This window comes from Pseudarthrobacter oxydans, from assembly GCF_034258515.1.
In the GTDB taxonomy this organism is placed as follows: Bacteria; Actinomycetota; Actinomycetes; order Actinomycetales; family Micrococcaceae; genus Arthrobacter.
The window spans coordinates 3,204,511-3,222,489 of sequence record NZ_CP139438.1 but is presented as its reverse complement, the minus strand read 5'-3'; the positions used below and the strand labels follow the sequence as shown (position 1 = coordinate 3,222,489).

At 65.4% G+C, this 17,979-nt stretch carries 19 protein-coding genes and 1 tRNA gene; 12 read left to right on the top strand and 8 right to left on the bottom strand.

Annotated features, from left to right (window positions below; all coding sequences use genetic code 11):
* Positions 1-1,524 carry a DHA2 family efflux MFS transporter permease subunit gene (locus SMD14_RS14670; RefSeq protein ID WP_321214087.1) on the top strand — a complete coding sequence of 508 codons (1,524 nt, stop codon included), beginning with the start codon at positions 1-3 and terminating at the stop codon, positions 1,522-1,524.
* Here SMD14_RS14670 and SMD14_RS14665 read toward each other — a convergent pair.
* The 5 genes from SMD14_RS14665 to SMD14_RS14645 form a co-directional block, all read right to left on the bottom strand.
* The gene (locus tag SMD14_RS14665; protein ID WP_321214086.1) at positions 1,486-2,202 is read right to left on the bottom strand and encodes a GNAT family N-acetyltransferase; all 717 of its coding nucleotides are present in this window, start codon (positions 2,200-2,202) and stop codon (positions 1,486-1,488) included. The genes SMD14_RS14670 and SMD14_RS14665 overlap by 39 nt on opposite strands.
* 82 nt (positions 2,203-2,284) lie before the next feature.
* Positions 2,285-3,310, bottom strand: a complete 1,026-nt coding sequence (locus tag SMD14_RS14660) for an ATP-dependent 6-phosphofructokinase (protein WP_104998653.1) — start codon at positions 3,308-3,310, stop codon at positions 2,285-2,287.
* Positions 3,311-3,471: 161 nt separating this feature from the next.
* Positions 3,472-3,729 (bottom strand): PspC domain-containing protein, encoded by a 258-nt coding sequence (locus SMD14_RS14655; protein WP_104998652.1) that lies wholly within the window; start codon positions 3,727-3,729, stop codon positions 3,472-3,474.
* A gap of 3 nt (positions 3,730-3,732) precedes the next feature.
* Positions 3,733-4,032, bottom strand: a complete 300-nt coding sequence (locus SMD14_RS14650; protein WP_157241591.1) for a hypothetical protein — start codon at positions 4,030-4,032, stop codon at positions 3,733-3,735.
* A 1-nt stretch (position 4,033) separates the two neighbouring features.
* Positions 4,034-5,539 carry a PspC domain-containing protein gene (locus SMD14_RS14645; RefSeq protein WP_321214085.1) on the bottom strand — a complete coding sequence of 502 codons (1,506 nt, stop codon included), beginning with the start codon at positions 5,537-5,539 and terminating at the stop codon, positions 4,034-4,036.
* Between the two features lie 124 nt (positions 5,540-5,663).
* Between SMD14_RS14645 and SMD14_RS14640 the strand changes: the two genes are divergently transcribed.
* The gene (locus SMD14_RS14640) at positions 5,664-7,013 is read left to right on the top strand and encodes a PspC domain-containing protein (protein WP_321214084.1); all 1,350 of its coding nucleotides are present in this window, start codon (positions 5,664-5,666) and stop codon (positions 7,011-7,013) included.
* The gene (locus SMD14_RS14635) at positions 7,010-7,699 is read left to right on the top strand and encodes a response regulator transcription factor (RefSeq protein ID WP_157241594.1); all 690 of its coding nucleotides are present in this window, start codon (positions 7,010-7,012) and stop codon (positions 7,697-7,699) included. Before SMD14_RS14640 ends, SMD14_RS14635 begins: the two co-directional genes overlap by 4 nt.
* Positions 7,700-7,839: 140 nt before the next feature.
* Here SMD14_RS14635 and SMD14_RS14630 read toward each other — a convergent pair whose 3' ends face one another.
* Entirely contained in the window at positions 7,840-9,057 is a 1,218-nt protein-coding gene (locus SMD14_RS14630; protein WP_321214083.1) for a pyridoxal phosphate-dependent aminotransferase, read from the bottom strand.
* Positions 9,058-9,331: 274 nt separating this feature from the next.
* Between SMD14_RS14630 and SMD14_RS14625 the strand changes: the two genes are divergently transcribed.
* The 9 genes from SMD14_RS14625 to rplL all read left to right on the top strand — a co-directional run bounded on the left by SMD14_RS14625 (position 9,332) and on the right by rplL (position 15,876).
* Positions 9,332-9,404, top strand: a tRNA-Trp gene (locus SMD14_RS14625).
* Positions 9,405-9,486: 82 nt separating this feature from the next.
* Positions 9,487-9,771, top strand: a complete 285-nt coding sequence (gene secE, locus SMD14_RS14620; protein WP_104998647.1) for a preprotein translocase subunit SecE — start codon at positions 9,487-9,489, stop codon at positions 9,769-9,771.
* Positions 9,772-9,885: 114 nt separating this feature from the next.
* Complete coding sequence (gene nusG, locus SMD14_RS14615; RefSeq protein WP_321214082.1) at positions 9,886-10,698, top strand: transcription termination/antitermination protein NusG; 813 nt, start codon at positions 9,886-9,888, stop codon at positions 10,696-10,698.
* 129 nt (positions 10,699-10,827) lie between these two features.
* The gene (rplK, locus tag SMD14_RS14610) at positions 10,828-11,259 is read left to right on the top strand and encodes a 50S ribosomal protein L11 (protein ID WP_003803853.1); all 432 of its coding nucleotides are present in this window, start codon (positions 10,828-10,830) and stop codon (positions 11,257-11,259) included.
* Between the two features lie 186 nt (positions 11,260-11,445).
* A complete protein-coding gene (gene rplA / locus SMD14_RS14605; RefSeq protein WP_157241598.1) occupies positions 11,446-12,153 on the top strand; it encodes a 50S ribosomal protein L1 in 708 nt (235 codons plus the stop codon).
* Between the two features lie 122 nt (positions 12,154-12,275).
* Positions 12,276-13,415 carry a GNAT family N-acetyltransferase gene (locus SMD14_RS14600; RefSeq protein ID WP_321214081.1) on the top strand — a complete coding sequence of 380 codons (1,140 nt, stop codon included), beginning with the start codon at positions 12,276-12,278 and terminating at the stop codon, positions 13,413-13,415.
* 8 nt (positions 13,416-13,423) lie between these two features.
* Positions 13,424-14,542: a GNAT family N-acetyltransferase gene (locus SMD14_RS14595; RefSeq protein WP_157241600.1), complete on the top strand. Its 1,119-nt coding sequence runs from the start codon at positions 13,424-13,426 to the stop codon at positions 14,540-14,542.
* Positions 14,543-14,839: 297 nt separating this feature from the next.
* The gene (gene rplJ, locus SMD14_RS14590) at positions 14,840-15,421 is read left to right on the top strand and encodes a 50S ribosomal protein L10 (RefSeq protein WP_104998642.1); all 582 of its coding nucleotides are present in this window, start codon (positions 14,840-14,842) and stop codon (positions 15,419-15,421) included.
* A 77-nt stretch (positions 15,422-15,498) separates the two neighbouring features.
* Complete coding sequence (gene rplL, locus SMD14_RS14585) at positions 15,499-15,876, top strand: 50S ribosomal protein L7/L12 (RefSeq protein WP_013601842.1); 378 nt, start codon at positions 15,499-15,501, stop codon at positions 15,874-15,876.
* 67 nt (positions 15,877-15,943) lie between these two features.
* On the opposite strand, the gene SMD14_RS14580 is transcribed toward rplL, so the two are convergent.
* Both SMD14_RS14580 and SMD14_RS14575 read right to left on the bottom strand, forming a co-directional pair.
* Positions 15,944-16,441: an aminoacyl-tRNA deacylase gene (locus SMD14_RS14580; RefSeq protein WP_157241601.1), complete on the bottom strand. Its 498-nt coding sequence runs from the start codon at positions 16,439-16,441 to the stop codon at positions 15,944-15,946.
* Positions 16,441-17,640 (bottom strand): acetyl-CoA C-acetyltransferase, encoded by a 1,200-nt coding sequence (locus SMD14_RS14575; protein WP_157243022.1) that lies wholly within the window; start codon positions 17,638-17,640, stop codon positions 16,441-16,443. The genes SMD14_RS14580 and SMD14_RS14575 overlap by 1 nt, the downstream gene beginning before the upstream one ends.
* Between the last annotated feature and the right edge of the window lie 339 nt (positions 17,641-17,979).

The following is a 17,979-nucleotide window of genomic DNA, read 5'->3' as shown; positions in this document are numbered from 1 at the left end:
GTGGAAAACGTGGCGAAGCCGTGGGCGGCCCTCTGGTCCCTGGTGATCGGGTTCTTCATGATCCTGATCGATACCACCATTGTGTCCGTGGCCAACCCCCGGATCATGGAGGGCCTGGACGCGGACATCAACTCGGTCATTTGGGTCACCAGCGCCTACCTCCTGGCCTATGCGGTCCCGCTGCTGATTACCGGCAGGCTCGGGGACCGCTTCGGGCCCAAGAAGCTCTACCTTGCCGGCCTGGTGGTCTTTACCCTGGCTTCGCTGTGGTGCGGACTGTCGGGCCAGGTGGAGGTGCTGATAGCGGCACGCGTGCTGCAGGGGCTCGGCGCGGCCATGATGACGCCGCAGACCATGGCAGTGATCACCCGGATCTTCCCGCCGGACAGGCGCGGTGCCGCCATGGCGATCTGGGGTGCCACCGCAGGCATGGCCACGCTCGTGGGACCCATCCTGGGCGGCGTCCTGGTGGACGGGCTCGGCTGGGAATGGATCTTCTTCATTAACGTGCCCATCGGCATTGCAGGCTTTGTCCTCGCGCTGCGCAACGTTCCGTCCCTCAGTACCCACCCGCACCGGTTCGATATTCCCGGCGTGGTGCTCAGCGCCGTCGGGCTCTTCCTCCTGGTGTTCGGCATCCAGGAGGGCGAAACCTACAACTGGGGCACCATCACCGGTCCCGTCACGGTGTGGGGCCTGATCGTCGCCGGCCTTGCCGTGCTGGCGCTCTTCGTGGTCTGGCAGCGATTCAACAAGGGTGAGCCGCTGCTGCCCCTGGGGCTCTTCCGCGACCGGAACTTTTCCCTGGCCAACATCGGAATCACCACCGTCGGCTTCACGGTGACGGCCTTCAGCCTGCCGCTCATCTTCTACTACCAGTTGGTCCGTGGCCTCACGCCCACCCAGTCCGCGCTGATGATGGTTCCCATGGCGCTGATCTCCGGCGGCCTTGCTCCAGTGGTGGGAAAGATCATCGACAAGGTCAACCCCAAATTCCTCACTGCCACCGGCCTGGTACTGATGGCCGTGGCCCTGGTGTGGAACTCAGTCCTTATGCAGCCGGACACCCCCATCCTCCTGTTCCTGCTGCCCAGCGCCGTCCTGGGGTTCGCCAACGCAGGCATCTGGGCTCCGCTGGGCACCACCGCCACCCGCAACCTCCCGCCGCGGCAGGCAGGGGCCGGGTCCGGCGTGTACAACACCACGCGGCAGATCGGTGCCGTGCTGGGCAGCGCGGCCATTGCCGTGCTGATCCAGGCCCGGCTCGCAGCCGAGCTTCCGTCCGGCGGACCCGGCGGGGCGGCCGGGGAAGGAATGGGCTTCTCCGGAAGCCTGCCGGAGGCCCTCCACAGCGGGTTTTCGACGGCGATGGGCCAGTCCATCCTGCTGCCCGCCGGGGTGGTCCTGGTCGGGGCCGCCGTGGCGCTGTTCTTTGCGAAGCCGCAGCCGGTTCAGGACTGGGGCGGGCGCGGGGCCGTTCCGGGGTCAGCCAAGGTGGACGCTGGTCTGGATTCCGCCGGCTGACAGGCCGAGCTTCCGGGCCAGCGCAACGGCTCCGGTGTTGCTGACGTCCGTCCGCCATTGCAGCGTAAGCCCTGCGGCCAGCGCCTCGTGCGCCGCGATGGAGGCGGCCAGCGTCCCCAGGCCCCGCCGCCGCCATGCCGGGTCCACCAGGACACCCAGACGGGCCAGCAGGCCCTCCCACTCAGAGTAGGCTCCGCAGGCAAGCGGCACCCGGCGGCCCTCCATTTCGTGGACGATCGTGTAGCGGTTTTCGAGGTCCGACAGGCCCACCTCGTTGACGTCGTCCGGCGGGCAGTTGCCCTCCAGTTCGATGGCCTCCGGGTTGCCGTGCGAAACGGTCATCTCTTCCGGGGGCTGCTTCAGGGGAAGGTCGTCCGCGAAGAACAAGGCCGCGGCACCCAGCCCATGGCCGCCGTGGGACCGCGTCAGCGTCATGAGCGTTACATGCTGGGCCATCTCCTCGTCGGCGATGCCCTCCGCGGCGTCGATGACCCACCGCGGGCCCACCAGCGCAGAGCTGCCAAAGAGCCGGACAAATTCCACTGTGCGGGCGTTGTCGTCCGCGCGGACGATCCGTTCCCCGGACGCCAAGGCGGATCCGAAGGCGTCGTCGTCGAGTCCCAGGTGCCGGGCCCACGCGAGCTGGATGATGGCTGCGGAACCGGGGTCAAGTGTCATGCCTCCAGCCTAGGGCGGGCAGCGCGCACCGCAGAACAGGACGCCGCGGCAGCATGGGAGGACACGGCCTCCCGGCGACAACTCAGCCGAACAGGACGGCGGCCTCGTCGTAGCGTTTCTGCGGGACGGTCTTGAGCTGTCCGAGGGCATCCTGGAAGCCCACGTGCTCGATGTCCGTTCCCTTGAGCGCCACCATGGTGCCCCAGTAGCCTTCCACCACGGAGTCGATGGCCGCCATGCCCAGGCGGGTGGCCAGGACGCGGTCGAACGCGGACGGAACGCCGCCGCGCTGGATGTGGCCCAGGATGGTGGCGCGGGTTTCGATGCCGGTCCGGGCTTCCAGTTCCGGGGCGAGCTGGTCCGCGATGCCGCCCAGGCGGGGGCGGCCGAAGGTGTCCAGGCCGCGCTCGGAATGCGGGGTTTCCATGTGCTCCGGGACGAAACCTTCCGCCACCACCACCAGCGGGGCACGGCCACGGGAATGGGCTTCCTTCACCCATTCGGTGATCTGCTCGATGCTGACCTTCTGCTCCGGGATGAGGATGGCGTGCGCGCCGGCGGCCATGCCGGCGTGAAGGGCGATCCAGCCGACATGCCTGCCCATGACTTCGGCAATCATGCAGCGGTGGTGGGACTCACCGGTGGTGCGGAGCCGGTCGATCGCTTCGGTGGCGATCTGCACAGCGGTGTCGAAGCCGAACGTGTAGTCCGTGGCGTCAAGATCGTTGTCCACCGTCTTGGGGACGCCAACGATCTTCAGGCCCGCGTCCGTGAGTCGCTTTGCCGCAGCGAGGGTACCCTCACCGCCGATGGCGATGATGGCATCAATTCCGAGCCGGTCCATGTGGGCTTTGATGACCTCGGGACCGCCGCCGTTTTCGAACGGATTGGTGCGTGAGGTGCCCAGGATGGTGCCGCCCTGCTTGGCGATGCCGCGGACCATGGTCCGGGGGATGTCGATGATGTCGCCCTCAACGACGCCGCGCCAGCCATCGAGGAAGCCAACGAACTCGTGGCCGTGGATGGCGATACCTTTGAGGACCGCGCCGCGGATGACCGCATTCAGGCCGGGGCAGTCGCCACCGCTGGTAAGAATTCCAATTTTCATGTCTCGCTCAAATCCTGGGGAGAGGGTTTACAGGCAGAGCGCCACGCTGAGCTCACATAGATTCTAGTGGCGTGTGTGGGGTACGACACAAACTGGTTACACAAGGCCCCCGCTCCGGTGCAGCTGGAGCGGGGGCCTTGCGGTGCTTTGTCAGGACGGGTTCAGGGACGGTTCAAGGACCGCCGCTCGAGGAACACCTGGAGCGGGATGACGTCCTTCTGGTCGGGCAGGATCACCCAGGCCAGGAGATAGAAGATGACGGCCGGGCCGGGGAGCAGGCAGAAGACCAGGAACGCGATGCGGACGAAAGCAACGTCCACATTGAGCTTGGCCGCGATTCCTCCAAGCACGCCTCCAAGCCACCGTTCCGGTCCGCGTTTCAGGCCGAGGCCCCTGACGATGCTGAAAAACTTGTCCATGGTTCAAGACTTCCGTGTTGTAGGGCCGTTGTCACGTTTCCGGGCGGAGAGGAGGCCGCCGAGCACCAGGGCCGCGCCTGCCCCAATCATCAGTCCGATCAGGACATAGGTCCCGTTGAGCGTGACGATGCCCAGTTGGGCGATGATGATCAGCGCGGCGAGGGCCACGACGATCAGGCCCCAGACTATGGTTCCCACGCGTGCCCCGGAAGGCGGGGCAGAAGACGCGCCTGCCGCCGTCGTGCCGCCCTGCGCATAGGGATCCGGAATGTACGGGTTTGAGCCCGGAGTTTGGCTGCTCATGTCAGTTGCCTTCCTGGATGGTGACGTTGCTGACGGTGCCATTGATCTGGATGACCAGGTGGCTGCCGGGCTTGTCGGTGTTGTAGCTGCTCTGCCGGGTGGTGATGCCGCCCCGCTGGTTGCCGCGTTCGTTCAGGTTGCCGAGGGTCATGTCCGCCTTGATGTCCACGGGCACGTCGCCCGGGATGACTACTGTGACGTTGCTGGCCGTGATGTCCAGGGGGACGCGGACCTCCGAGGTGAGCGGGGCATCCAGGGACATGGCCGTAAGGTCAACGGTTCCGCTGCCGGCCGTGATGTCGAATCCGCCGCTGGCCTGCTCGATGCTCGTCGGTGCCCAGTCAACCTGCTGGAAGCGGACGCGGTCTCCGTTGTTGCCCACCACGTTGAAGATTCCTCCTATGATGAGGGCCGCCACGGCGAAGAACGAGAGGATGCCGGGGGTCCGGCCGCGGAGGCCAAGAATGAGGATGCCAATGCCCAGGACGGCTGCCGCGCTTGCCCAGGCAACCGCGTTGGCGGAGTTACCGAGGTCAATGACGTTGGTGAGGTCCAGGGCTTTCACGCCAGCGCCCACCAGCAGGGCACTGCCGGCAGCTATTGCGACGGCGGGAGTGCCGGGACCTGCGGCGCGCACCCTGGGAGCGGGCGGCGGAACCGGCGACGGCCGGCTTCCGGAGTATCCACCGCTGCCCCATCCGCCACTGCCGGAACCGCTGCCAGTGCCCCCGCTACTGCCGCCGTAGGGGTTGCCGGCAAACGGACCGCTGCCTGCGACGTCTGAGTACGGCGGTGTGGTTGGGGTGGACGTCCCGGCTGAGTAGGCAGCCGTGCCGGCCGCTGCTGCACTGGTCGGCGTGCCGGCGGCTGTCTTGTTGCGCTGCACCAGGTAGTACACCAGGTAGATGGCGCCGCCGACCCACAGCAGGGACCACAGGAAGGGGCCCACACCCCGGTTGCCCCAGCCCCAGAAGCCGTTGCCGAGCCCGCTGAATCCTGCCACCACCGCGATCAGTGAACCCGTCATGCCGGTGGTCCAGCGCCCCGCGCCGGCTTCCTGGACGTGGATGCGCCCGTCGGGCTCGGGCAGGAACGCCCAGGCAAGCCCGTAAAGAAGCACGCCGATCCCTGCGAAGAGGGCAAGGATGATAAAGACGCCGCGGACAATCAAGGGGTCGACTCCCACACGCTGCGCGATGCCGCTGGAAACGCCGCCCACCCAGCGGTCCTGGCCGCGGCTGATTCCCTGGCTGCGGACCCAGGTGAAGAAATCGGTCTGCTGGCCCGGGACTCCGGCATAGGAGTAACTGCTGCCGGCGCCGGGGGTTTCATGCGCCGGGCCCGGGGTTGCGGAATCCCGCGGCGGCGCGGAGGCAGAAGGAGGCGGCGCCAGGGGCTGGGTGGGGTTTTCCCGCCCGGGGAGGGGCTCCGTGGGGTTCTCATTTTTCGGGCTGGCCGGGGGTTCTTCCGGCGTGCCGTCATGGGGGTTCGGGGTTAGCGAGTTCATACTTCGATCCTCCCGCTCCCGGCCGGGCGGCTCTACCGGGGGACACCCTGAGCCGTCCCTGAGAGGCCCCCGGTTCCCGTGCCAACCCGGTCCGGGAGACCCTGATCCGTGCTTGGATTGGACCATGACATCCGCGCCCGCCCGCCCGCCGCTGGTCCGAAGCAGCGACCGCTTCATTGCCGGGGTCTGTTCGGGCCTCGCCGCGCATCTTGGGCTGCCGGTGAACACGGTGCGTGTGGGAATGGTCCTGGCTTCATTCGCCGGAGGGGCCGGCGTCGTGTTCTACGCTTGGCTCTGGATCATGGTGCCCACCGCCTACGAAAGCGCCCGGCGGCAGGAACGGCGGCCGACGTCGCCCATTGCTCCTGCCGTGATGGGCGGCACCGTAACGGGCACGCTGTCGGCGAACGCCGGCCCCGGCATGGTGCCGGGCGCCGGAGTGCCCGCGGAGGCGGTGCAGGTGCCTTGGTTCCGGTTCCGCGAGATGCGGTACGGCAAGGAGATCCTGCTCGGCGTCGGGCTGCTCCTGGTGGCGGGCATCCTCGGGGCCCAGCTGCTGGGGATGGACGTTCCGTTGGGGACCATCATCCCCGCGGCTGCGGTCCTGGGCGGAGCCTCCATCGCCTGGATGCAGCTTGATGAGACCCGTCGGGCCGGGCTGGTGGATAAAACCAAAGCGAACCAGGCAGGCGGCTGGGCACGGCTTGCCGCCGGCCTGGCGTTGGTGGTGGCGGGCGTCCTGGTGATGGTGTCCGGGTCCGGTTCCTGGGAGCAGACCTGGCTGGCGCTGCTGGCATCCGTGGCCGTCCTCGGCGGCGTGGTGCTGGTCCTGCTCCCGTGGGCGCTGAAGTTCTGGCGAGACCTTGAAGCTGAACGCGCCGGCAGGATCCGTGAGACTGAACGAGCGGAAATCGCGGCACACCTTCACGATTCGGTCCTGCAGACGCTGGCACTCATCCAACGGCGCGCCGCCAATGAGCACGACGTTGTCCGCCTCGCCCGTGCGCAGGAGCGCGAACTCCGGGGCTGGCTGTTCGAGGACCCAGGAAAGGACGCCGGGCAGCTCTCGGACCGCATCAAGGCAGTGGCCGCGGAAGTGGAGGACCTGCTCGGGAACGCGGTGGAGGTGGTCAGCGTGGGAGACACCGAGGTCACCGAAGGCCATGAGGCGCTGATCCAGGCCAGCCGCGAGGCCATGCTTAACGCCTCGCGGCACGGCGGCGGTGCAGTATCGGTCTATCTTGAGGTCACCGGCGGGCGCGCCGAAGTGTTCATCAAGGACCGGGGTCCCGGCTTCGAACTTCAGGACGTCCCCGAAGACCGGCTCGGCGTGCGGGAGTCCATCATCGGCCGGATGAACCGGCACGGCGGCACGGCCAACATCATCAGCGCCAGTGAAGGCACGGAAGTCCGGCTGGGATTCCCGGCCGCGCAGGCGGAGAAGCAGATGCAGAACACGGAAGGCAAACCATGAACCCAGCACAGGGAGCCGGCAACGGGACCAACCGCGCCACACAGTCTGTCCGGGTGGTGCTCGTGGACGATCACGCGATCTTCCGTTCCGGCCTGAAAGCCGACCTCGATCCCAGCGTCCAGGTTGTGGGCGAGGCCGCCACCGTGGAGCAGGCCATCGCCGTGATCGCGAAGGAGCGGCCGGACGTGGTGCTGCTCGACGTCCACCTTCCGGGCGGCCTCGGCGGCGGCGGCCGTGAAGTGATCGCCGGCTCGGCGGCACTGCTGTCCACTACGAGGTTCCTGGCGCTCAGCGTCTCGGACGCGGCGGAGGACGTTGTCGCGGTCATCCGGGCCGGAGCCCGGGGCTACGTCACCAAGACCATCTCCGGGGCCGAAATCACCGACGCCGTCTACCGGGTGGCCGGAGGGGATGCCGTCTTCTCGCCGCGGCTGGCCGGCTTTGTCCTGGACGCCTTCGGCACGGCCCCGGCGGACATCGCCGATGACGAACTGGACAGGCTCTCCGCGCGGGAGCTCGAGGTGATGCGCCTCATCGCCCGCGGCTACAGCTACAAGGAGGTGGCCAAGGAGCTCTTCATCAGCATCAAGACGGTGGAAACCCACGTCTCGGCAGTGCTCCGCAAACTCCAGCTGTCCAGCCGGCACGAGCTGACCAAGTGGGCCGCCGAACGCCGCCTCCTCTAACCCCGACGCTCTCTCACTTGATGCGCCTTAAACCCGAACGCTCTATCACTTGATGCGCCTTAAACCCGAACGCTCTATCACTCTCCTGAAGGGAGTGATAGAGCGTTCCGGTTTTTCCCGCATTAAGTGAGAGAGGGTGCCTATTGGGCCTTGCCCAGGAAGTCCTGCAGGCGCTGGACGCCGGTGGCGAGGTCTTCGTCGCCCAGTGCGTACGAAAGGCGCAGGTAGCCGGAGGGGCCGAAGGCCTCACCCGGAACCACTGCCACCTCGACCTCGTCCAGGATCAGCGCGGCCAGCTCAGCGGACGTCTGCGGCGTGGCCGTGCCGGACGCCGTCGGGAATTCCTTCCCCAGCAGCGCGCGGACGTCCGCGTAGACGTAGAAGGCACCTTTCGGCGTCGGGCATTCCACCCCGTCGATGGCGTTCAGGCCAGCAACGATGGCCTTGCGGCGGCGGTCGAACGCCACCTTCATCTCGTCGACGGCGGTCAGCGGGCCGGAAACGGCAGCCAGGGCAGCGATCTGCATGATGTTGGAGACATTGGACGTTGCGTGCGACTGGAGGTTGGTGGCTGCCTTGATGACATCGGCCGGGCCGATCATCCAGCCCACGCGCCAGCCGGTCATGGCGTAGGTCTTCGCGACGCCGTTGAGGATGACGACCTTGTCGCCCAGTTCAGGGGCGGCGGTCGCGATCGAGGTGAAGGGAACGCCGTCGTACGTCAGGTGCTCGTAGATCTCGTCGGTGACCACCCAGAGGCCCTTGGCCGCCGCCCACTTGCCGATCTCGGCCACCTGCTCCGGCGAGTACACCGAGCCGGTGGGGTTGGAGGGCGAGACGAACAGCAGGATCTTCGTTTTGTCCGTGACAGCTGCCTCAAGCTGTTCAACGGTGACGAGGTAGTCCTGCTCCGGGCCGGCGAAGACCTCCACCGGCACGCCGCCTGCGAGCCGGATGGCCTCCGGATAGGTGGTCCAGAACGGAGTGGGAACAATGACCTCGTCGCCGGGATCCACCAGGGTGGCGAAAGTGTTGTAGACCGCCTGCTTGCCGCCGTTGGTCACCAAAACCTGGGAAGGGTCCACGGCGTAGCCGGAGTCGCGCAGGGTCTTCTCGGCGATGGCCTTCTTCAGTTCGGGCAGCCCGCCGGCGGGGGAGTAGCGGTGGTACTTCGGCTGGCTTGCCGCTTCGATGGCGGCCTGGACGATGTAGTCCGGAGTAGGAAAGTCGGGTTCACCCGCACCGAATCCAATGACCGGCCGGCCTGCAGCCTTCAGCGCCTTCGCCTTGGCATCAACGGCAAGGGTTGCGGATTCGGCAATGGCGGAAATGCGCTGGGAAACGCGGGCGGCAGACATGGCAGGTCCGTTCTTCGCTTGCAGCCTGGCGGCTGGAATGTGGGATTCGACGAGTTCTACTCTATGCTGTTCAGCGGACCCTCCGGGTTGCCCGTTTTGATTTGTGACTGTTCCGGTCAAGGTCAGCCAGGGCAGCAGTTGGGGGCCGGAAACGGGCCGGTTCGACGAACGCGAAGTTGTTGCGTAGACTGGTTCACCGGTGTTGAAACACGGATGATGACGTGCGCCCCAGTGCAGCTGGCGGTTCGTCATCGGAGAGTGGAATTCACTCCATAGGGTAGTGGCGCAATTGGTAGCGCAGCGGTCTCCAAAACCGCAGGTTGCAGGTTCGAGTCCTGTCTGCCCTGCGCAAGCTGCCCCGGGCGAAAATCCGGGGCAAGCGCAGCAACCATGGTTCTGATCAGGACCGGGTAATCCAACATTGCAAAGATGAGCGAGGACCAGGTGACCGAAACAGCTGCCAGCAGCTCCAAGGGCCGCCCAGCTAAGAAGGACGCCAAGGCAAACTTCTTCGCTCGCATTGCACTTTTTGTCCGCCAGATCATCGGCGAACTGAAGAAGGTTGTTGCACCAACCCGCAAGGAACTGATTAATTACACACTCGTGGTGCTGGTGTTCGTGGGCATCATGATGGTCATCGTCAGCCTGCTGGACATTGGCTTCGGATCCGCCGTCGGCTGGCTCTTCGGCGGTAAAGGCCCCACGGACAGCTAAGGCTGTACCGTCCGCAGGCTGTGTGTTCCGTCCGGGAATCCGGAGGGAAACACCGGTGTGCGGAATTGAGCCATTTAAATAGGCATGTTAGGCAATGAGGAAGCAGGAGACCAAGTGTCTGAGCAGGAGCTCGAGGTAACCGAGACTGAGCTGGAAGAGTCCGCGGACATCACGGCAGAAGCCGGTGACGAGTCTGAGGTTGAGTCCTCCGCGCCCGAATCCGACGACGCCGATTCCGATGACTTCGACGCAAAGGCTGATGACGAGGCCGGCTCCGAGGAACAGTCCACCGACGCCCTCGCCGCTGCCGCCGCCAAGGCCGAGGTAGACCCCGCAGAAGAGTTCAAGGCCAAGCTGCGCCGCCAGGAAGGTGACTGGTACGTCATCCACTCCTACGCAGGTTACGAAAACCGCGTGAAGGCCAACCTGGAAACCCGCATCCAGACCCTGGACATGGAAGATTACATCTTCGAGATCCAGGTGCCGATGGAAGAAGTCGTTGAGATCAAGAATGCTCAGCGCAAGGTGATCAACCGCGTCCGCATCCCGGGCTATGTGCTGGTCCGCATGGACCTGACCGACGCCTCCTGGGGCGCCGTCCGGCACACCCCCGGCGTGACCGGCTTCGTGGGCAACGCCCACAACCCGGTGCCGCTGCGCCTCGATGAGGTCTTCTCCATGCTTGCCCCCGTCTTCGAGGAAGAGCAGGCCGAGAAGGGCAAGCCGGTCAACAAGCAGAACCAGGCTCCGGTGGACGTCGACTTCGAGGTCGGCGAGTCGGTCATCGTCAAGGAAGGCCCCTTCGAGACCCTTCCCGCCACGATCTCCGAGATCAAGGTCGAATCCCAGACCCTCGTGGTGCTGGTTTCCATCTTCGAGCGCGAAACGCCGGTCACCCTGGCGTTCAACCAGGTCACCAAGATCTGATTATCCAAAGAATTCGTCCCGGCGCTGCCCGCTTAGCAGCACCGGAACGGCCGGCCGCCTCGCCATGGCGGCCAAAAACCTGAGGCACGCTCCTGTGCCCCAGGACGTTATTGAGAGAAGGACCCTACATTGGCTCCCAAGAAGAAGGTCACCGGCCTCATCAAGCTGCAGATCCAGGCAGGTGCCGCTAACCCGGCTCCGCCGATCGGTCCTGCGCTTGGCCAGCACGGTGTCAACATCATGGAATTCTGCAAGGCGTACAACGCTGCGACGGAAGCCCAGCGCGGAAACGTCATCCCCGTGGAAATCACGGTCTACGAGGACCGTTCCTTCACGTTCATCACCAAGACCCCGCCGGCTGCAGAGCTCATCAAGAAGGCTGCAGGCGTCGCCAAGGGTTCAGCTACCCCGCACACCGTCAAGGTTGCCAAGCTGACCCAGGCCCAGGTCAACGAGATTGCTTCCACCAAGATGGAAGACCTCAACGCCACCAGCCTCGAAGGCGCAGCGAAGATCATCGCCGGCACCGCCCGCTCCATGGGTATCACCGTCGAAGGCTAGTCGCTTCCGTCGCTTTGGCGTCGGGCTCGGGAAACCGATCACGACGACGGGCGGCACCGCCGGGACAACCGGCACCACCTACATAGAAATGTTGGGAACCGGGCACGGATAACGAGTCCGCTCACCAACTGTGGCAGGGCCCAGCGCGGTCCGCAGACCACAACTGCACAAGGAGAAACAAGCAGCATGGCAAAGCGCAGCAAAGCATATGAGGCAGCAGCCGCCAAGATCGACGCGGAGAAGTTCTACGCGCCGTTCGAGGCAGTAACGCTCGCCAAGGACACCAACCCGTCCAAGTTCGACGCCACCGTTGAGGTTGCATTCCGCCTCGGCGTCGACCCCCGTAAGGCTGACCAGATGGTCCGCGGCACGGTCAACCTGCCCCACGGCACCGGCAAGACCGCCCGCGTCCTGGTTTTCGCCACGGGTGACAAGGCTGAAGCAGCAATCGCTGCCGGCGCCGACTTCGTTGGTTCCGATGACCTGATCGAAAAGATCGCCGGCGGCTGGACCGACTTCGACGCCGCCGTCGCCACCCCCGATCTCATGGGCAAGGTTGGCCGCCTCGGTAAGGTCCTGGGTCCGCGTAACCTGATGCCGAACCCCAAGACGGGCACCGTGACCCCTGACGTCACCAAGGCCGTCAACGACATCAAGGGTGGAAAGATCGACTTCCGCGTCGACAAGCACTCCAACCTGCACTTCATCATCGGCAAGGTGTCCTTCGACGCCATCAAGCTGGCGGAGAACTACGCAGCAGCACTGGAAGAGGTGCTTCGCCTGAAGCCGTCCGCTTCCAAGGGCCGCTACATCCAGAAGGCCACCGTTGCCACCACGTTCGGTCCCGGCATCTCCGTTGACCCGAACGTCACCAAGGTTCTGACCGAGGCCTAAATCCTCACCTGAACTTCCGCTGCGGACCTGTCCGCAGCAAACACAACCGCCCGGCACCTGCCGGGCGGTTGTGTTTTAAGCATCCTGTCCCGGACGGGTGTCAGTTTGCCTAAGCTGTAGAAATGGCCGGACCGGAGTTGGATGGCGTCGCGGGGACGCCCGATGCCCTCACGATTTCCGCCGTGGACGTCCTCCTGGCACCCGGCAGCGGAGCGGTGGCAGGCGCCGGGGACGCGACTGCCGACTTCACGGTGTGCCATGACATGCGCGTGGCCCACGAACTGGAGCTTTGGGGCAACCTGGACCGCTGCCCCACGCTGGCGGAAGCCGTGGAGTTCTGGCGGGGCAATGAGTACGAGGAGCGGCGGCTTTACCTTGCCAGGCTGGGCCGGGAACCGGTGGGCTTCTGCTCTGTGACGCTCCCGCTCCGCGAGAACACGTACACCGCCGGAATCGACGTCCTCATCTCCCCGGCCCACCGGCGCCAGGGATTGGGACGCATCCTCCGGCAACACGCTGAAACCGTAGCCCGGGAGCGGGGCAGGATGTCCCTGGACGCTTATCACGAGGTCCCGCTGGCGAATGCGGACGGAGCTGTGCTGCTGCCCGCCAAATCCGGTGCGGGCGGCCTGCCGCTCACCGCCCCCGCCGTAGCCTTTGCCCTCGCCTCCGGCTACGAGCTGGAGCAGGTGGAGCGCTCCAGCCGCCTCGGGCTGCCGGTGGCCCCGGAACTGCTGGACCAGTTGGAGGCCGAGGCCTCTTCCCGGGCCGCAGGCTACGGACTTACCGGCTGGGACGATCACTGCCCGGAGGCCCTGGTGGACGCCTACGCCCGGCTTAAGGCCACGATGACCGAGGACGTTCCCATCGCCGGCATGGACTGGGAAGGCGAAGACTGGGATGCCGCCCGCGTGCGCGACGAAGAGCGGACGCTGTTCCGCGGCGGAGTCCAGTCGGCAGTGACGGCGGCCCTCCACCTAAGTACGGGCGAACTGGTTGCCTACACCGTCCTGAACTGGCGGCCCGGGGTTCCTGACACGATCGCCCAGCAGGACACGCTCGTTGCCGGAGGCCACCGCGGCCACCGCCTCGGGCTCCTGGTGAAACTGGCGAACCTTCGGCGCGCCCAGGGCCGGTGGCCGTCCGTGCGGTCAGTGTTGACGTGGAATGCCATTGAAAACCGACATATGCTGGCCATAAATAATGCCCTTGGATTCAGGCCCGCCGGCTATGAAGGTGAGTGGCAGAAACGGCTGGGATGAAGACGCCAATGGCAAAAGACGTGAAGATCGAACAGCTCTGGATCCCGGACTCACTCGACTCCCCGGACGCCGCAGACTTCCTTGCCGCGGTCGAGGTGGGCCGGAAGGTCCGGATGCAGACCTGGGGGAGCGACGACCTCGCCTACGAGCCGCTGGAAAAGCTCCTGGAATTTGAAGACCCCTATGAGCGGCAGCTCATCCTGGTGGCCAAAGTGGACGGCGAAATCGTGGGCACCGTGGACATCGCCCTGCCCCTCACCGACAACCTGGACCTCGCGGAGTTCACGCTGGACATCCTGCCGGAGTTCCAGCGCCAGGGCGTGGGCAGGCGGCTGCTCCAGGCCGCCGAACAGCTGGCCCGGGCGGAAGGCCGCACCATGATCCTGGTGGACACCAACCATCCGGGTGCGTCCCTTCACGAGTTCGAAAAGGCCCAGCTGGTCCCCGGCTCCGGCCAGGGCTTCGTGCCGCTGGAGAGCCGCGAAGTAGAGTTCGCGCAGAAGACCGGGTACACACTCCAACACATTGAACAGTTCAGTTCCTGCGCACTGCCCCTGGATTCGAAGCTGGTTGCGGACCTGCAGGCCGAAGCGGAGGAGGCCAACAACGGCCGCTACCGGCTGCACCACTGGACGGACCGGTGCCCGGACCAGTGGCTCGAAGCTGTCGCCGTCCTTGAGAACCAGGCGGGGGCCGACGTCGATCCCTCCTTGGAAGCGCCCGTTGAGCAGGACATGGTGTTCGACGGCGGCATCCTCCGGGAAGCGGAAGACGTCGCCATCGCGCAGGGGCGGCGGACGGTGGTCACCGCCGTCGAGCACCTCGCCACAGGTGCCCTTGTGGGCCTGACCACCATCACCGTCCTGGCGCACCGCGCCGACGTTGTCTTCCAGGACGACACACTGGTGCTGCAGGAACACCGCGGAAACAAACTCGGCCTGCTGATCAAGGTGGCAAACATGGAACGGCTCACCGAACAGTTTCCGGATGCCCGGATCATCTACACCTGGAATGCGCCGGAAAACCGGTACCTCCTGACGGTCAATAAGCAGCTGGGATTCCAGACGGCCGGGGTCACGGGCATCTGGCAGAAAGAACTCCCGCAGCTGGGCACCAGCACCAGCTGAGGGCGCGATTTGGCGCAGTGATGGCTCTCCCGTAGACTTGAAGGACCAAAGACCGTCGGTTGTTGGAAATCCACTCTCTCGAACATGGCTCAACTCTGCAGTTGTGCGCGGGAGACGCAGTGGGTTTCTGGACGAAGGACCCTCAACGTAGGGCGGCCGGCGCAGGTGAACGAAGCAGCAGCTCCATGGGATATCCGTGTTGAGCCTAGCCCCGTGCATCTGCGCGGGGCGTTTTTAGTTTTAGCTCACCTTGAGCGGGGACCGTCGAATACCGGCACTATCCCCGGAAGGAGGGTTATGGCAACGCCTACCAAGGTTTCAGCAGTAGCTGAGATCACTAACGATTTCAAGGAATCGAACGCCGCTGTCCTGACCGAATACCGCGGGCTCACCGTTGCACAGCTCAAGCAGCTGCGTGTTTCTCTCGGCCAGGACACCAAGTTCGCGGTCGTCAAGAACACCCTGACCGCCATTGCAGCCAAGGAAGCCGGCGTTGAAGCATTCAACGACCAGCTCTCCGGCCCCACTGCAATCGCGTTCATCAAGGGTGACGCAGTTGCCGCTGCCAAGAGCCTGACGGATTTTGCCAAGACCAACAAGCAGCTTGTCATCAAGACCGGCTACTTCGAGGGCAAGGCTCTGAACGCCAGCGAGGTTGCCGCACTGGCAGCACTCGAGTCCCGTGAGCTGCAGCTCGCCAAGGTTGCAGGCGTCCTCAAGGCCCCTGCCGCCGCCGCTGCACGCATCATTGACGCACTGCGCCTCAAGCTTGAAGAAGAGAACGGTGCACCGGCAGCTGCCGAGGCGCCTGCCGCTGAAGAAGCACCTGCCGCAGAAGCTGAAGCCCCGGCTGACGCTCCCGCAGCTGAAGAGAACTAAGTCTCTTCACCCCACCAGACTCCGGTGTGATGCCCGGCCCCGCGCCGCTGAACACCACAACAGGAAGGACGCCTACCATGGCGAAGCTCAGCAACGAAGAGCTCATTGAAGCTTTCAAGGAACTGACCATCATCGAGCTCTCCGAGTTCGTCAAGCTCTTCGAAGAGACCTTCGAAGTTACCGCTGCTGCTGTTGCAGTTGCCGGCCCCGCCGGTGGCGCAGCTGCTGAAGAGGTTGAAGAGAAGACCGACTTCGACGTCGTCCTCGAAGCAGCCGGCGACAAGAAGATCGCAGTGATCAAGGAAGTTCGCGCCATCACTTCCCTGGGCCTCAAGGAAGCAAAGGACCTGGTTGACAGCGCTCCCAAGGCTGTCCTCGAAGGTGCTACCAAGGAAGCTGCCGAGAAGGCCAAGGAGCAGCTCGAGGCTGCAGGCGCCACCGTTACCCTCAAGTAACAACGCCTTTTCCGCGAAAAGCCCCGTCCACGTCATGTGGGCGGGGCTTTTGCGTTCCCAGCCGCGGTCAGGCCGGGTCGCTGATGTCCGCGACGACGGCACCCAGTGCTGCGGTCAGGGCGTCCGCATCCACGAAAGCGCTGTAGCCGTGGGCGCCTGCGCCCATCGAGATCCTGCGTCCGGTAACGGTGGAGTCCGCATAGACCGGCCAGCTCTTGGTGCTGCCCAGCGGGGTGATGGTGCCGCGTTCATAGCCGGTTGCATCCAGGGCCGCGTCCGCGGGCGGCAGCGACAGCTTGTTGACGCCCACCAGGGTCCGCAGCTTCGGCCACGAGATCTGCCGGTCGCCGGGAATCAGCGCAAACAGGAACGAGCCGTCCTTGTGCTTGACCACCAGCGACTTCACGATGTCCGCCGGCGTGATTCCCAGGATCGCCGCCGCTTCCTCGAGGCTTTTGGCGGCGGGCCTTTCGACGATGTCCACCTGCAGGCCGCGGGCGGCGGCGTCGGCCAGGAAGCGTCCATGTCCGACGCCGTCCGCGTCTTTCACAACTTCGTCCGCCATCAGTCGCGGTACAGCAGGAGCGCTTCGCCCTGCCCGCCGCCGCCGCACAGGGACACCGCCGCCTTGCCTGTTCCGCGGCGCTTGAGTTCATGTGCGGCATGCACGGCCAGGCGCGCGCCGGAGGCCCCGATGGGGTGGCCCAGCGCAATGGCCCCGCCGTGGATATTGCACTTCTCAAGCGGGTAGTCCAGGTCCTTGAGCGACTGCACCGCCACCGATCCGAAGGCTTCGTTGATTTCGATGAAGTCGAGGTCAGCAGTGGTCCATCCCGCCCGTGCCAGCGCGTTCCGGATGGCGTTGGAGGGCTGGGAGTGCAGTGAGTTGTCCGGTCCTGCCACCTGCCCGGGCTTCCCAACGACAGCGAGGTACTCAAGGCCGTGTTTCTCCGCATAGCCGCGGGAGGCCAGCACCAGGGCGGCGGCCCCGTCGGACAGGGGAGATGAGTTGCCGGCGGTGATGGTCCCGTCCGTGACAAAGGCGGCGCGCAGGCCGGCAAGGGAATCCACAGACGTGTTGGGCCGAACCCCCTCGTCAGTGGACACGACGATGGGGTCCCCCTTGCGCTGCTTCACGCTGACCGGGACGATCTCGTCGTCGAACGTTCCATTCTTGGCAGCCAGCGCGGCACGCTGGTGGGACTGCGCAGCGACGTTGTCCTGGGAGGTCCGGTCGATCCCCAGTGCCAGGTTGCGGGTCTCGGTGGAGAGGCCCATGGACTGGCCGTCGAAGGCGTCGGTGAGGCCATCGTGGGCGGCGGCGTCCAATGCCTGGATCGAGCCGTACGTCCACCCCTGCCTGGAACCGGGCAGCAGGTGCGGGGCGCGGGTCATGGATTCCTGGCCGCCGGCCACCACAACGTCCGCCTCCCCGGCCCGGATCAGGCGGGCGGCGTCAATCACCGCGGTGAGCCCGGACAGGCACACCTTGTTGACGGTCACGGCAGGGACGTCCCAGCCGATGCCGGCGCCGATGGAGCTTTGCCGGGCGGGGTTCTGGCCGGCGCCCGCCTGCAGCACCTGTCCCATGATGACGGCGTCCACGTCAGCGGCGTCCACGCCACTGGCTTCCAGGGCAGCCTTGATGGCGCGGGCGCCGAGCTCCACCGCGGTGAAGCTTGCAAGCTGCCCGTTGAGCCGGCCCTGCGGTGTGCGCGCTGCTGCGAGTATGACAACGTCAGTGTTGTCAGGAGAGTTGCCCATGGTTATCTCTTCCGGTCCGTTTTCGGTGTAGGCCACCAAGGGTACCGTGACCCTGGTCACCTAACTATTCAAACGCCTGTCCCGCCAGGTGCATTCCGCAAAGCAAGTTGCATTCCGGAACGCGGGCGGCGCCTTGGGAAGCCTGTTCAGGAAGCCTCTTCAACGTCGCCAGGGAGTCGGGCGGAAATCCGGTGCTTGCAATCCCGCCGGATGTGGGGTAGACATGTAGGTTATTTTGCCGTATCGTAGATATTTGCGTCTTCCCTGTTTACCTTCAGCCTTCATATAGCGGTGGGCTTTGCCTGGCAGCTGACAATCAACGTGCCGTCAACAACGTCA